At 69.9% G+C, this 14232-nt stretch carries 14 protein-coding genes; 5 read left to right on the top strand and 9 right to left on the bottom strand.

The genetic code is table 11. The features are described from left to right. Nucleotides 1-137 precede the first annotated feature (137 nt). Genes AB0J04_RS23060 through AB0J04_RS23050 form a run of 3 tightly spaced genes read right to left on the bottom strand, consistent with a single transcriptional unit; the run spans nt 138 to nt 1695 of the window. Nucleotides 138-338, bottom strand: a complete 201-nt coding sequence (locus AB0J04_RS23060; RefSeq protein WP_363170422.1) for a hypothetical protein — start codon at nt 336-338, stop codon at nt 138-140. Continuing rightward, nucleotides 335-1156, bottom strand: coding sequence for a GntR family transcriptional regulator (locus AB0J04_RS23055; RefSeq protein WP_363170421.1), 822 nt, complete (start codon nt 1154-1156; stop codon nt 335-337). Before AB0J04_RS23055 ends, AB0J04_RS23060 begins: the two co-directional genes overlap by 4 nt. Next, nucleotides 1153-1695, bottom strand: coding sequence for a UTRA domain-containing protein (locus AB0J04_RS23050; RefSeq protein WP_363170420.1), 543 nt, complete (start codon nt 1693-1695; stop codon nt 1153-1155). The genes AB0J04_RS23055 and AB0J04_RS23050 overlap by 4 nt, the downstream gene beginning before the upstream one ends. A gap of 183 nt (nt 1696-1878) precedes the next feature. Between AB0J04_RS23050 and AB0J04_RS23045 the strand changes: the two genes are divergently transcribed. Then, complete coding sequence (locus AB0J04_RS23045; RefSeq protein ID WP_363170419.1) at nt 1879-2262, top strand: ATP-binding protein; 384 nt, start codon at nt 1879-1881, stop codon at nt 2260-2262. Nucleotides 2263-2371: 109 nt separating this feature from the next. Here AB0J04_RS23045 and yjfF read toward each other — a convergent pair whose 3' ends face one another. The 6 genes from yjfF to AB0J04_RS23015 all read right to left on the bottom strand — a co-directional run bounded on the left by yjfF (nt 2372) and on the right by AB0J04_RS23015 (nt 9421). Next, complete coding sequence (yjfF, locus tag AB0J04_RS23040) at nt 2372-3400, bottom strand: galactofuranose ABC transporter, permease protein YjfF (RefSeq protein ID WP_363170418.1); 1029 nt, start codon at nt 3398-3400, stop codon at nt 2372-2374. Further along, the gene (locus AB0J04_RS23035; RefSeq protein ID WP_363170417.1) at nt 3400-4527 is read right to left on the bottom strand and encodes an ABC transporter permease; all 1128 of its coding nucleotides are present in this window, start codon (nt 4525-4527) and stop codon (nt 3400-3402) included. The genes yjfF and AB0J04_RS23035 overlap by 1 nt, the downstream gene beginning before the upstream one ends. Then, nucleotides 4524-6062: a sugar ABC transporter ATP-binding protein gene (locus AB0J04_RS23030; protein WP_363170416.1), complete on the bottom strand. Its 1539-nt coding sequence runs from the start codon at nt 6060-6062 to the stop codon at nt 4524-4526. Before AB0J04_RS23030 ends, AB0J04_RS23035 begins: the two co-directional genes overlap by 4 nt. Nucleotides 6063-6159: 97 nt before the next feature. Beyond that, nucleotides 6160-7167, bottom strand: coding sequence for an ABC transporter substrate-binding protein (locus AB0J04_RS23025; protein WP_363170415.1), 1008 nt, complete (start codon nt 7165-7167; stop codon nt 6160-6162). Between the two features lie 134 nt (nt 7168-7301). Further along, complete coding sequence (locus AB0J04_RS23020; protein WP_363170414.1) at nt 7302-8348, bottom strand: LacI family DNA-binding transcriptional regulator; 1047 nt, start codon at nt 8346-8348, stop codon at nt 7302-7304. Between the two features lie 287 nt (nt 8349-8635). Continuing rightward, nucleotides 8636-9421: a hypothetical protein gene (locus tag AB0J04_RS23015; protein WP_363170413.1), complete on the bottom strand. Its 786-nt coding sequence runs from the start codon at nt 9419-9421 to the stop codon at nt 8636-8638. A 235-nt stretch (nt 9422-9656) separates the two neighbouring features. On the opposite strand from AB0J04_RS23015, the gene AB0J04_RS23010 reads away from it, so the two are divergent. The 4 genes from AB0J04_RS23010 (at nt 9657) to chvE (ending at nt 14209) form a co-directional block, all read left to right on the top strand. Continuing rightward, nucleotides 9657-10817, top strand: coding sequence for a mandelate racemase/muconate lactonizing enzyme family protein (locus tag AB0J04_RS23010; protein WP_363170412.1), 1161 nt, complete (start codon nt 9657-9659; stop codon nt 10815-10817). Next, nucleotides 10814-11818, top strand: coding sequence for an alcohol dehydrogenase catalytic domain-containing protein (locus AB0J04_RS23005; protein WP_363170411.1), 1005 nt, complete (start codon nt 10814-10816; stop codon nt 11816-11818). The genes AB0J04_RS23010 and AB0J04_RS23005 overlap by 4 nt, the downstream gene beginning before the upstream one ends. Nucleotides 11819-11969: 151 nt before the next feature. Continuing rightward, nucleotides 11970-12941 carry a hypothetical protein gene (locus tag AB0J04_RS23000; protein ID WP_363170410.1) on the top strand — a complete coding sequence of 324 codons (972 nt, stop codon included), beginning with the start codon at nt 11970-11972 and terminating at the stop codon, nt 12939-12941. 161 nt (nt 12942-13102) lie between these two features. Continuing rightward, the gene (gene chvE, locus AB0J04_RS22995) at nt 13103-14209 is read left to right on the top strand and encodes a multiple monosaccharide ABC transporter substrate-binding protein (RefSeq protein ID WP_363170409.1); all 1107 of its coding nucleotides are present in this window, start codon (nt 13103-13105) and stop codon (nt 14207-14209) included. Nucleotides 14210-14232 lie beyond the last annotated feature (23 nt).

Raw genomic sequence — 14232 nt, 5'->3', positions numbered from 1 at the left:
CTCGTACTGGACGTACTTGGGCTTTCGGCCGGTGCGGCGAGAGTGCGTGCCGGGCGTCGCGACGGGGCGAACGTTGCCTGCCGCGGCACTAGCGAACCGGCCCGGGGGCAGGCCTCCGAGCCGTCCTCGGACAGGTCCTAGTCGTCGCCCTGGTTCGACCGCCCGCTACTGCCGCTCCTGCGGCTCCTGCGCTCCGCCTGGGTCAGCAGTTCGCTCAGCGTCAGGATCACGGCGGCCACGCCCCGCGCCCAGCGGGGGCCGCCGCGGGCCGCCCACCAGACACAGGCGCAGCCACCGAGGACAAGGGCGAGGAGCCCCGAGAGGACGAGCACGGTCACGCCCCTCCCCCTCCTTCCACTTCTTCTGTTGCTTCTGTTGCTTCCGCGGTGAACTCGTACTGCAGCTCGTAGAGATGACCGGCCTTCACCATCACGGTCACCTCGACAGGACGGTCGCCGTCGCTGTGGATCACGCGCAGTGTACGCAGTACCGGCATGCTGCTGGTGAGGCGGAGGGCGCGGTACTGGTCCTGGGTGGGGACGCGGGCGGAGACCCGGTCCGTGCTGCGGCGGGGCGGGTGGCCGAGTTCGGTCAGCAGGGCGGGAGTTCCGCCCCTGATCCGGCGGCGCTCGGCCAGCGGCGTGCCCCGCGCGAGGTCCGACGGGTAGTAGGCCTCGACGAGTTCGGCGGGTTCGTCGTCCACGAGGAGTATCTGGGCGCGCAGCAGGGCGGTGCCGTCCGGCGGGAGGCCGAGGGCGGCGCGGACGTCGGCGGGCGGCCGGATCTCGGCCACGTCGAGGAGCTCGGTGCGGGCGTGCGTGCCGTGTTTGGCCGCCTCGGCGAGCCAGCGGTAGGGCGCGCCGGGGCTGCCCGGCGCCATCAGGGCGGCGGGCCGGACGGTGCGCTGGCGATGTTCGCGGACGGTGACGGCGGCGCCCGCCCGGCCGACCACCAGGCGTTCGTCCTTGAGGAGTTGCAGGGCCTTCTGCACGGTGGCGCTGGACGCGGCGAAGCGGTCCTTGAGCCGGGCGGTGGTGGGCAGGTTGGCGCCGGGGGCGAGCTCGCCGCTCATGATGTCGTCGCGCAGATCGGCCGCGATCCGCTCGTGCAGGGATCGGCGGTCGGCGGCTTCCGGTTCTGCCTTGGGCACGGTCATCCGATCCTGATCTGGTAGCGCAGCCTCTGCCGTAGGGCAGGCATCACCATACGGTCGACCTGGATCGGCCGGTCGTCGCGGTCCAGGGTGAGCCGGACCAGCCGCAGGACGGGCTCGTCGGGGGCGGTGCTCAGCGCCCGGCGCTCGTCGTCGTCCGGCATCCCGGCCGTCACGTCCTCCCGGACGAGGACGCCGACATGGCCGAGTTCGGCGAGCAGCGCGAGGGCGCCGCCGCGGATCTTGGCGGTGCCGGCGAGGCGGGTGCCGGCCGCTACGGCCGTCGGGTAGTAGGTGTCGGTCAGCTCGCTGGGCTCGTCGTCGAGGAGGATCAGGCGCCGGCGCACGACGACGGGATCGCCCTCCGGGACGTCGAGCAGCGCCGCCACTTCGGCGGGAGCGGGCACCTCGCCGGCGTGCACTATCCGCTGCGTACCCCGCCGCCCCCGCGCCGCGGCCTCCGCGGCCCAGGGGTCGCCCTGCCCCGTCCCCCGGGGCATCAGATACGGCAACGACGTGCTGACCCAATCGCTCCCACCCACGACGTCCTCCTGTACGGCCGACCGTTCTTTCGACCCTGCCGCCCTACACGGTAGGCGACTTGACTCATCCGCCAACCGCCACCCCGAGCCACCCTCAGCCACCCTTCACTACCTTGTCACCTTTCGCGAATAACAGTAAGGTATCGCCGCAGGACGCCCCTGAACCACCGGAGGTGGCCCCCCGTGCCCCTGACACGGCAACGTCGTTTCCCCCGCTCGCGCGCCTCCGTACGGGCCGCCCGCACCTTCGTCGAGCAGGTCCTGGCGGAGTGGGGCTGCGTCGATCGGCTGGACGACATAAGACTGTGCGTCTCGGAGCTCGCCACGAACGCCCTGCTGCACGGTGTGCCCCCGGGCCGGCAGTACTGCGTGACCCTCGCCCTGGACGGCCCGCTGATCCGCCTCGCCGTCCGCGACACCGGCGACCACCCGGTCCCCGCGGACCCCCCGCCCTCCGACGCCTGCTCGGGCCGAGGCCTCCAGCTGGCCCGCCATGTCTCCGACGACTTCGGCATCACGGAGCACGCCATCGGCAAGACGGTCTGGACGATCTTCAAGACCGGCTGAGCCGACGACGAGCAGGCGACGGGCAGGCGTCGAGCGGCGCGGAAACGGCGCGGGTCCGGCGCACGGGGTGAGTGCGCCGGACCGCTCCGACCGGGAACGTCTCCTCGGCTCAGGTCTTCCTGCGGGTCGTCATGAAGCGCTGGATCAGGATGAACGCACACAGCAGCACACCGGTGGCGATCTTCGTCCACCAGGAGCTGAGCGTGCCCTCGAACTGGATGATGCTCTTGATCAGGCCCAGGACCAGGACACCGAACAGGGTGCCCAGGACATAGCCGGAGCCGCCCGTCAGCAGGGTGCCGCCGATGACGACCGCGGCGATCGCGTCGAGTTCCATGCCCGTCGCGTGCAGCGGGTCGCCGGACTGGATGTACAGCGTGAAGAGCAGCCCGGCCAGCGCCGAGCAGAACCCGCTCACGGTGTACACGGCGATCTTCGTGCCGCCCTGCGGGAGACCCATCAGCATGGCCGACTGCTCGTTGCCGCCGATGGCGTACACCCGGCGCCCGAAGCGCGTGTAGTGCAGGACGTAGAACGCGACGGCGAGGACGACCAGCGAGACGATCGCGCCGATCGACAGGAAGCCCATCCCCAGCGACACCTGCGCCTGGGCCATGCTGCTCACCGAGGAGTCGTCGATGGAGATCGACTCCTTGCTGATGACCAGGCACAGGCCGCGGAAGAGGAACAGGCCGGCGAGCGTCACGATGAAGGGCTGGATCTCGAAGTTGTGGATCACATAGCCCATCAGGAACCCGCCGAACGCGCCCACGGCCAGCGCCATCGGGATCACGAGCACCAGCGGCAGCCCCTGGCGCTCGACCAGCCAGGCCGTGAACATCGTCGTGAAGCCGATCATCGAGCCGACGGACAGGTCGATGCCGCCGGACAGGATGACGAAGGTGACGCCGACGGCGGCGACCAGCAGATAGCCGTTGTCGATGAACAGGTTCAGGAAGACCTGCGGCTCGGCGAACCCGTAGTACTGGTAGCGGCCGAGGCCGACGCCGTACATCACGAGGAAGAGCAGGGCCGTCGCCACGACGGGCAGCCGCCGGTCGCCGAGCAGCCGCGCGGCCCGGGACGGGGTACGGCTGTCGGGGGCCGGGGCCGTGGGGGTCCGGGTGGTCGTGCTCATCACGACACCTCCATCTTGGGAGCGGCCTCGGTCGCCGCGGCGGTGTCCGCCGACGCCGCGGCCGGCTCGGCCCCGGTCTTCGCGCCGAACCTGGCGCCGAATCCGGCGCCGAAGACCTTGGCCCGGAACTTCGGGGACTGGAGCAGACACACGACGATGACGACGGCGGCCTTGAAGACCAGGTTGGTCTGGGTCGGCACGCCGATGGTGTAGATCGTGGTGGTCAGCGTCTGGATGACGAGGGCGCCGACCACCGTGCCGCCGACGGAGAACCGGCCGCCCAGCAGGGATGTGCCGCCGATCACCACGGCGAGAATCGCGTCGAGTTCGATCCACAGGCCGGCGTTGTTGCCGTCCGCCGCCGAGGTGTTGGAGCTGATCATCAGGCCCGCGATGCCCGCGCACAGCGCGCAGAACGCGTACACCATGATCTTGATGCGCCGGGACCTGATGCCCACCAGACGGCTGGCCTCGGCGTTGCCGCCGACCGACTCGACGAGCAGCCCGAGGGCCGTGCGCCGGGTGAGGACGACGGTGACGGCCACGACCACGGCCACCACGAAGATGGAGAACGGCAGCGTCAGCCAGTAGCCGCCGCCGATCAGCTTGTACGGCTCGCTGTTGATGGTGATGATCTGGCCGTCGGTGATCAGCTGGGCGACACCGCGCCCGGCGACCATGATGATCAGCGTGGCGATGATCGGCTGGATGCCCATCCGGGCGACCAGGAAGCCGTTCCACAGGCCGCAGACGACCGCGGCCAGCAGGCCCAGGCCCATGGCGAGCAGCACCCCGGACAGGGCGCTCTGATCGGACTGGTCGCTGATGTACGAGCAGGCCAGTGCTCCGGTGATGGCGACCACGGCGCCGACGGACAGATCGATGCCGCCGGTGGCGATGACCAGGGTCATGCCGACCGCCACCAGGATGAGCGGCGATCCGAACAGCACGATCGAGACGAGGCTGCCGTAGAGGTGGCCGTCCGCCATCTTGATCGAGAAGAAGTCGGGGGTGAAGGGAACGTTGACGAGCAGCAGGAAGACGAGGACCGCCAGCGGCCAGAACAGGTGATGGTGGGTCAGCGCCCGCCATCGGGTGGAGGTCGAGGTGGAGGTGGAGGTGGTCACTGGTGCTCTCCGCTCGCGATGGTCTCCAGGATCCGGCTCGTGGTGATCTCGGGCCCGTTGGCCAGCTGCGCCACCAGCCGGCGGTCGCGCAGCACTCCGATGGTGTGGCTGAGCCGGAGCACCTCTTCGAGTTCGGCCGCGATGTACAGGACGGACATGCCGTCCTCGGAGAGCGAGACGACGAGTTTCTGGATCTCCGCCTTCGCGCCGACGTCGATGCCGCGCGTCGGCTCGTCGAGGATCAGCAGCTTCGGCTGGGTGATCAGCCAGCGGGCCAGCAGCACCTTCTGCTGGTTGCCGCCGCTGAGCTGGCCGACCCTGGCCTCGGGGTTGGCGGGGCGGATGTCCAGCGCCTTGATGTACTTGGCGACGAGTTCGTCGCGCTGCGCGACCGGGATGGGCCGGGTCCAGCCGCGCGAGGCCTGCAGGGCCAGGATGATGTTCTCCCGGACCGTCAGATCGGGCACCAGGCCCTCGGTCTTGCGGTTCTCGGAGCAGAACGCGACACCGGCGCCGATCGCGTCGTTCGGGGCGCTCATCGAGACCTGCTTGCCGCCGATGGACACCTTGCCGCTGTCCGGCTGGTCGGCGCCGAAGAGCAGCCGGGCGAGCTCGGTGCGGCCCGAGCCGAGGAGGCCGGCGAGGCCGATCACCTCGCCCTTCTTGATCTCCAGGTCGAAGGGGGCGATGCCGCCGGTCCTGCCGAGGCCGTCGGCCGTGAGCAGCGTCTCGCCGACGTCGGCGTGCAGCTGCTGGTCGTGGAGCTCCTCCAGCTGGTCCAGGGCCTTGCCGATCATCAGCTGGATCAGCGCGACCTGGTCGAGGTCGGCGACCATGTGCTCGCCGACGAGGGCGCCGTTGCGCAGGACCGTCATGCGATCGCAGATCTCGTAGATCTGGTCGAGGAAGTGCGAGACGAACAGGATCGCCACGCCCTCGTCCTTGAGCTGCCGCATCAGCCGGAACAGCTCCTTGACCTCGTCGCGGTCGAGGCTGGACGTCGGTTCGTCCAGGACCAGCACCTTGGTGCCCGAGCCCTGTCCGTCGCTGTCGCCGGTGCCCACCGACCGTACGATCGCGACCAGTTGCTGCACGGCCAGCGGGTACGAGGACAGGGGCGCGGTCACATCGATGTCGAGGCCGAGCCGGTCCACCAGCTCCGCCGCCTCCTTGCGCATCCGCTTCCACTGGATCCGGCCCATCCGGGTGGGCTCGCGCCCGATGAAGATGTTCTCCGCCACCGACAGGTTGGGGCAGAGGTTCACCTCCTGGTACACCGTGCTGATGCCGGCCTGCTGCGCGTGCAGCGGGCTGCCGAACCGCACGGACTTCCCGTCCAGGGTGATCGTGCCGCCGTCCAGGGAGTAGACCCCCGTCAGGACCTTGATCAGGGTGGACTTTCCCGCGCCGTTCTCGCCCATCAGGGCGTGAATCTCGCCGGGGAAGAGCCGGAAGTCGACGTCCGACAGAGCCCGTACCCCCGGAAACTCTTTGACTATGCCCGTCATCTCCAGGACGGGCCGCGGCTCTGCCATGGCAGTGCTCCTCGTGAGAAAAGGTTCAGGCCCGCAGGGAGCCCCGGGACCGATGGCGCTCGGTCGGCCGGAGGCTCCCTGCCGGTGGGTGCGTCGGTCAGTACTTCCGGGTCGGGAGCGCGGCCTTGGCCTGGTCCTGCATGAAGTCGCCCTCCTTGGTCTTGATCCAGCGCTCGACCGTCTCGCCGTCCTTGACCTTCTTCACGACGTCCATCAGCTGGGGGCCGAGCAGCGGGTTGCACTCGACGATGGCGTTGATCTTGCCCTCGGACATGGCCACGAAGCCGTCCTTCACGCCGTCGATCGAGACGATCAGGATGTCCGTGCCGGGCTTCTTGCCCGCCGCCTCGATGGACTGGATGGCGCCGATGGCCATGTCGTCGTTGTGCGCGAAGAGCACGTTGATGTCCGGGTTGGACTGCAGGAAGGCCGCCATGACCTGCTTGCCGCCGGCGCGGGTGAAGTCGCCGGTCTGGCTGACGACGACCTTCCAGTCGGACGCGTGGTCGGCGTCCATGACCTCCTTGAAGCCCTTGGCGCGCTCGATCGCGGGGGCGGCGCCGGTGGTGCCCTCCAGCTGGGCGATCTTGACGGCGCCCTTGAGGCCGGCCTTCGCGATGACCTTCTCCAGGATCTTCGCGGCGCGGCGACCCTCGTCGGTGAAGTCGGAGCCGACCAGGGTGACGTACAGGGACTCGTCGGAGGTCTCGACGGAGCGGTCGGTGAGGACCACCGGGATCTTCGCGGCCTTCGCCTCCTTGAGCACCGCGTCCCAGCCGGTGACGACCACCGGCGAGAAGGCGATGACGTCCACCTTCTGCGCGATGTAGCTGCGGATGGCGGAGATCTGGTTCTCCTGCTTCTGCTGGGCGTCGGAGAACTTGAGGCTGTAACCGGCTTCCTTGGCGGCCGACTTCACCGAGTCGGTGTTGGCGCTGCGCCAGCCGCTCTCCGAGCCGACCTGGGAGAAACCGAGGCTGATCGCCTTGCTGCCGTCCCCGGAGGAGGAGCTGGACGCGGTGTCGTCCTTCTTGGCGCAGGCCGCCAGGCCGCCCGCCGCCGCCACGCCGACCGCCGCGGTGAGGAAGTTCCTTCTGTTGAGCATGTTCTTCTCCTTTGAAGAGCCGGGCCGGGGATGGACCCGTTGGCACTCGACAGAACCGGCCGCACTGCGTCCAGCCTGTCGATCATTGTTCGGAATATCGGCCACACTGGGGGGAGGGGCGGCCTGTCGGTCCGTCAGAGAGGTACGCCTTCCGACTGGGCGGCGTACGGGAAGGAACTGGCTCGGACGACGAGTTGGGGTTCGATCGCGAGCCGGTTCGCGATGGCCGGCGGCCGGCCTTCGATCAGTTCCAGGAGCAGGGCGATGCCCCGCCTGCCCACCGTCGCGAAGTCCTGCCGGACGGTGGTGAGCGGAGGCGCGAAAAACTCCGACTCCGGGATGTCGTCGAAGCCGACCACCGCGACGTCCTGGGGGGTTCGGACCCCCGCCTCGCGCAGGGCCCGCAACACGCCCAGCGCCATCTGGTCGTTGGCGACGAAGACGGCGGTCAGCCCCCGGCCGACCCAGCCGGCCAGTTCCTGGCCGGCCCGGTAGCCCGACAGCGGACTCCAGTCCCCTCGCAGCAGCATCGGCGGCTCGACGTCCGCCGCTTCGAGGGTCGCCCGCCAGCCGGCGGCCCGGTCGGCCGCCTCCTGCCAGTCCTCCGGTCCGGCGAGATGCCAGACCTTCTGGTGGCCGGCGGCCAGGAGATGACCGGTGGCCAGCCGCGCTCCCAGGTGCTGGTCCACGCTGACGGCGGGGACGTCCACGCCCGGACCGCTGCCCACGACCACCACCGGGAAGGGATGGCGGAGTTCGGCCAGCGCCTCGACCGCCGACCGCTGCGGCGCGATGGCGACGACGCCCTCCACCCCGCCCTCGCTGAGATGGTCCAGGGCCTCGGACACCTTGTCCATGGTCAGTTCGCGCAGACTGACCGTCGAGACGAGATACCCCTCGGCACGCGCCGCCTCCTCGAGCGCGAACAACGTGCTGGCCGGCCCGTACAGGGTGGTGTCGGACGCGACCACGCCCAGGGTCCGGGTGCGCCGAGTCGCCAGGGCACGTGCGGAGGAGTTGCGACGGTATCCCATCTCCTCGATCGCGCGCAGCACCCTGGACCTGGTCTCGTCCCGCACATTGGGGTGATCCCCCAGCACACGGGACACGGTCTGGTGGGACACACCGGCCATGCGCGCCACGTCAGCCATGGTGGGCGGTCGAAGCTGCGCGCGGGTCACGGCCGTACCTCCTTGGCGATCGTCTGCCGATAAGCCCTGTGCTGCGAACGGCTGTTGCCGCGCCGCCACGATCGGACACCGACTGGTGAATGCGGAGGTCATTGTGAGCGCTAACAATTCACGGCGGTCAAGAGTGCTGCACCGGAACGGCGTCACGGTTGAATAACGCGCCGTCTTCCCGGCGGCTCGGGCGGCCCGCCGCCGGCCGACCGCCCGGCCACGGAGCCGGTGGCCGGAAATCACGCCCGACTCCGGCCCGCAGCAGGCCTCTTCGCCCCGCGAAGGGGCTACGAGCACCACCAGAGGAACCGTGTGCACGTCTCCGACGGCGACGGCTGCGGGGACGCGCCCCCGGACGTGGGGTCGGCCGTCGGGGCGCCGTCGGAGCCCGACGGGGCCGCCGAGCCGGAGGAACCGGGGAGGGTGGCCGACTGGGCCTCCTTGTCCGGGGTTCGCGTGGACCGGTCCGGCGACTCCGAGGCCGAGGCGGAGGGCGAGGCCGACGGGGAGCCGGAGGCGTCGGGGGAGGCCTTGTCACCGCCCGGGCCGGTCCGGTCGTCCAGGGGCTGCGCGGAGGCGCTCGGCGCCGCCGTCGATCCGTCGACCTCGGCCGACTCGCCCCCGGCCGCCGCCGGGTCCGGGGTGGAGGAGAACCCCGGCGCGTCCACGCCGAGTTCGGCCAGACTCAGTCCGCCGGCCGCCAGCACGAAGCCGACGGTGACCAAAATCGTGCGCCTGCGGCGGCGCCGGTGGACCGTGGCCTTGCGGTCGCGACGGCTCGCGTCCGGCGCGGCAGCCGTGCCCGCGGGGGCCCGCCGGCCGGCCCGGCCCTGCTCGCGGCGGCGCGCGGCGCGGCCCGACGGCTCGGCGTCCGCGCTCTCGCGCGCGGTCTCGCCCTCGGCGCCGCCGTCCGGGTCGCCGTCGTCGACGCGCTCGGGCGCGGGTTCCTCCCATGTGTGCGCCGGCTCCGGGGCGGGCGCGGGATACGCGCGTAGCTGTTCGGCGGGTGCGCCGCACCCCGGGCAGGCGAGGGCGCCGTTGAGGTGCCTTCGGCACGGGTTGCAGTAGTCCATGACGCGGGAAGAGTAAGTTCCCGGATGGTCAGGTTCCGAGGTCCGGCTGTGAAAGTTGTGTGGGAAATCGATCATCCCCGCGTGGCGAGTTGATCAGTCCGTCATCGAAAGCTGGGCGGAAACTGTCGAAATCGTTACCTGTTCGACCCATTGACACCTGCCTCGCGCCATCCTTACTGTCTGCCCAGCATTTCGAACAAGTGACGAAATCTCGAACAGTCGAAGGGCAACTTCCGTGCGCATCACCGGAATCAGCACACACGTGGTCGGGACGCCCTGGCGCAACCTGACGTACGTCCTGGTGCACACCGACGAGGGCATCACGGGTGTCGGCGAGACCCGCATGCTGGGCCACACCGACGCGCTGATCGGCTACCTGAAGGAGGCCGAGGCCAACCACATTCTCGGCTCCGACCCGTTCGCTGTCGAGGACCTCGTGCGCCGGATGAAGTACGGCGACTACGGGCGGGCCGGCGAGATCGTGATGTCCGGCATCGCCGTCGTCGAGATGGCCTGCTGGGACATCAAGGGCAAGGCCCTCGGCGTCCCGGTCTGGCAGCTGCTCGGCGGCAAGGTCACCGACAAGGTCAAGGCGTACGCCAACGGCTGGTACACCACCGAGCGGACCCCGGAGGCCTACCACAAGGCCGCCCAGGGGGTCATGGCGCGCGGCTACAAGGCGCTCAAGATCGACCCCTTCGGCACCGGCCACTTCGAGCTGGACCACGAGCAGACCCTGTACGCCGTCTCCCTCATCGAGGCCGTGCGCGACGCCATCGGGCCGGACTCCGAGCTGATGCTGGAGATGCACGGCCGGTTCTCGCCCGCCACCGCCATCCGGCTGGCCAAGGAGCTCGCGCCCTTCAAGCCCGCGTGGCTGGAGGAGCCGTGCCCGCCGGAGAACCTGAAGGCGCTGGAGAAGGTCGCCGCCAAGGTCGACATCCCGGTCGCCACCGGTGAGCGCATCCACGACCGCATCGAGTTCCGCGAGCTGTTCGAGAGCCAGGCCGTCGACATCATCCAGCCGGACGTCGGCCACATCGGCGGCATCTGGGAGACCAGGAAGCTCGCCGCGACCGCCGAGGCGCACTACGTGCTGGTCGCCCCGCACAACGTCGGCGGCCCGGTGCTGACCGCCGCCTCCCTCCAGGTCGGGTTCACCTCCCCGAACTTCAAGATCCTCGAGCACTTCAACGACTTCGCGGACGCGGAGATCAAGAAGGTCGTCAAGGGCGCGCCCGAGGTGATCGACGGCTACTTCCACCTCTCCGACAAGCCCGGTCTGGGCGTCGAGCTGGACGTGGACGCCGCCGCCGAGTTCCCGCAGCAGCAGGCCCGCTTCGACCTGTGGGCCGAGGGCTGGGAACAGCGCAAGCCGAAGGGCGCCGAGAAGTGAGCACCGCAGTCGTCGTCGACGCGCCGGGCGAGCACCGGATCGTCCCGCACGAGCCCCGGCGGCCGGAGCCCGGCGAGGCGCTGGTCCGGGTCCACGCGACCGGCATCTGCGGCAGCGACCGCGAGGTGTACCAGGGCAACCGGCCCGAGGGATACGTCCGCTACCCGCTGACCCCCGGCCATGAGTGGTCCGGGACGGTCGAGGCGGTGGGCGCGGGGGTCCCCGCGTCGCTCGTCGGCCGCAAGGTGGTGGGCGAGGGCTTCCGCAACTGCCAGGTCTGCGACCGCTGCCACGCGGGCGAGACAACGTTGTGCACGGACGGCTACGAGGAGACCGGCTTCACCCAGCCGGGAGCCATGGCCGCCACCCTCACCCTGCCGGCCCGGCTGCTGCACGTGCTCCCGGACGACGCGGACCTCACCGCCGCCGCCCTGCTGGAGCCGGCCGCCTGCATCGCGGCCGCCGCGATCAAGGCGCACGCGCTGCCCGGCGAGAAGGTGGCCGTGGTCGGCACCGGCACCCTGGGCATGTTCGCCGTCCAGTTCCTGAAGGCGGGCTCCCCGGCCGAGCTGCTGGTCGTCGGGACCCGCAGCGACCGGGAGGCCCTCTCCCGCCGGTTCGGCGCCTCCGACTTCCGCACCCGGGACCAGGTGCTGCCGGACGACTTCGACGTCGTCATCGAGACCGCCGGCTCCGCGTCGGCCGCGCGTGCCGCGGCCTCGCTGCTGCGGCGCGGCGGGCGGCTGGTGCTGACGGGGATCCCGGCGCCGGGCGCCGACGGGCTGGACCCGACGGACCTGGTGGTTCGGCAGCTGGAGGTGCACACCGTCTTCGGCGCGCCGCCGGACGCCTGGTCGCACACCGTGCGGGTGTTCGGGGCCGGGCTGCTGGACCCGCTGCCGCTCGTCACCCACGAGCTGCCGCTCGCCGAGTTCTCCGAGGCCATCGAGCTGGTGGGATCCGGCGATCCGAAGGTGGGCAAGGTACTGCTCCGCCCGTAGAAGAATCCGGCCGAGTGCCGGAGCAACCCCTAGCCGTACGCCGGTACGGGGGCGACCTGACGGCCGCCGTACCGGCGTACACCCACATCCCGCACGCAGCACGCCCTGAGCCGCGAACTATGTCCGAAATATCGAACACGAAGGACAGCTTGTGACGACCGACGCTTCCACCACGGGCGCCCGCCGACCCGGTGAGCAGGCGCTCACCGCGCTCGGCCTGGGCGCGCCCGCCCTCGACCCCGCCGACACCTCCTCCCACACCTTCCCGGGCGGCGGCCGCTGGCGCACCGAGGTCCCTTCGTGCGAGGGTCCCGAAGCGCTGGCCGTCATCCTCAAGGAAGCCTCGCGGCTCGACGTGCCGATCCACCGGATCAGCCAGGGCAGCGGCGTGTGGATGCTCTCCGACGCCGAGATCACCGAGATGGTCGACGCGACGGGCGAGCGCGACATCGAGCTCTGCCTGTTCACCGGCCCGCGCGGCACCTGGGACATCGGCGGCTCCACCCGGACCGACTCGCGCGGCGGGGGCCTGCGGGCCCGCGGGCACGACGCGGTCGCCGGCTGCGTCGAAGACGCCGTCCGGGCGACGGAGCTGGGCGTCAAGTGCCTTCTCGTCGCCGACGAGGGCGTGCTGTGGACGCTGCACCGGGCCCGCCAGGCCGGCCTCATCCCGGCCGACACGACGCTGAAGGTGTCGGCGCTCATCGGCCCCGTCAACCCGGCCGCGTACGCGGTGTACGAGCGGCTCGGCGCCGACTCGGTCAACGTGCCCAGCGATCTGACGCTGGATCACCTCACCGAGATCCGGCGAGTGTCCGGCGCTCCCATGGACATGTACATCGAGGCCCCCGACGATCTCGGCGGCTATATCCGGATGTACGAGGTCGCCGAGCTGATCCGGCGCGGCGCACCGCTCTACCTGAAGTTCGGACTGTCCAAGGCCCCCGGCATCTACCCCTATGGTCACCACATGCGCGATGTCACACTGTCCACGGCCCGGGAACGGGTGCGGCGCGGACGACTCGCCCTGGACCTCCTCGCGCGTCATGGCGCGGACGGCGACATGGCGCCGCTGGGCTCGCGACTGCCCGGCGAACTGAACCGGTTCGACATTCAGTCATAACGTTCCGGAAACCCTGCTTCACACAAGCCGACACAGGCACGCAGAATCCCACACATCTTCTTTTCGGTTTCTTCTCGGTCTTCCCGGATTCACCTCCGGGAACGCCAGCGCCCTTCAACACCGCGAGACCGATCCCTGCACACACATCAAGGATGATGATCATGCGTAACCGCAGAGCCGCACTCGCCGCCATAGCCGGAGCCGCCTCCCTCGCCCTGACCCTGACGGCCTGCGGCCAGTCCGGTGACGGCGGCAGCGAGGACACCGGCGGCGACGCCAAGGGCGGGACGATCGGCATCGCGATGCCGACCAAGTCCTCCGAGCGTTGGATCACCGACGGCGCCAATGTCGAGAAGGACCTGAAGGCCAAGGGCTACAAGACCAAGCTGGTCTTCGGCGAGGACGACCCCGACCAGCAGGTCTCGCAGATCGAGAACCTGATCACGCAGGGCGTCAAGGCGCTGATCATCGCCGCCATCGACAACAAGTCCCTGAACAACGTGCTTCAGCAGGCCGCCGACGCCAAGATCCCGGTCATCTCCTACGACCGCCTGATCCTCGGCACGAAGAACGTCGACTACTACGCGTCCTTCGACAACGAGAAGGTCGGCAAGCTCCAGGCCACCTACCTCGTCGACAAGCTCGGCCTGGCCGCCGGCAAGGGCCCCTTCAACATCGAGCTGTTCGCCGGCTCCAACGACGACAACAACACCAAGTACTTCTTCAACGGCGCGATGAGCGTGCTCAAGCCGTACATCGACAGCAAGAAGCTGGTGGTCAAGTCCGGCCAGACCGAGCTCACCAAGGTCACCACGCTGCGCTGGGACGGCGCCACCGCCCAGAAGCGCATGGAGGACATCCTCACCTCCACGTACACGAGCGGCCGGGTCGACGCGGTCCTCTCGCCCTACGACGGCATCTCCATCGGCATCCTCGCCGCCCTGAAGTCGGACGGCTACGGCACCGCCGCCAAGCCGCTGCCGGTCATCTCCGGCCAGGACGCCGAGCTGGCCTCGGTGAAGTCGATCATCGCCGGTGAGCAGTCCATGACCGTCTACAAGGACCTGCGCAAGCTCGCCCAGGTCGCCACGGACATGGTCGACGCCTCGCTCAACGGCAAGAAGCCCGAGATCAACGACACCAAGTCGTACGACAACGGCACCAAGATCGTCCCCGCCTACCTGCTCCAGCCGGTGAGCGTCGACAAGACGAACTACGAGAAGGAGCTCGTCCAGGGCGGCTACTACACGGCGGACCAGCTCAAGTAAGCGTCGAACCTTACGGATTGGAA

The sequence above is a fragment of the Streptomyces sp. NPDC050263 genome, assembly GCF_040655955.1.
Classification (GTDB): domain Bacteria; phylum Actinomycetota; class Actinomycetes; order Streptomycetales; family Streptomycetaceae; genus Streptomyces.
This window is presented reverse-complemented; position numbering and strand designations above follow the sequence as displayed.

Bases quoted from the DNA above. Each gene is read 5' to 3' on its own strand.
- AB0J04_RS23055 (WP_363170421.1), bottom strand. From the start codon at position 1,156: ATGACCGTGCCCAAGGCAGAACCGGAAGCCGCCGACCGCCGATCCCTG.
- yjfF (WP_363170418.1), bottom strand. From the start codon at position 3,400: ATGAGCACGACCACCCGGACCCCCACGGCCCCGGCCCCCGACAGCCGT.
- AB0J04_RS23030 (WP_363170416.1), bottom strand. From the start codon at position 6,062: ATGGCAGAGCCGCGGCCCGTCCTGGAGATGACGGGCATAGTCAAAGAG.
- AB0J04_RS23025 (WP_363170415.1), bottom strand. From the start codon at position 7,167: ATGCTCAACAGAAGGAACTTCCTCACCGCGGCGGTCGGCGTGGCGGCG.
- AB0J04_RS23015 (WP_363170413.1), bottom strand. From the start codon at position 9,421: ATGGACTACTGCAACCCGTGCCGAAGGCACCTCAACGGCGCCCTCGCC.
- chvE (WP_363170409.1), top strand. From the start codon at position 13,103: ATGCGTAACCGCAGAGCCGCACTCGCCGCCATAGCCGGAGCCGCCTCC.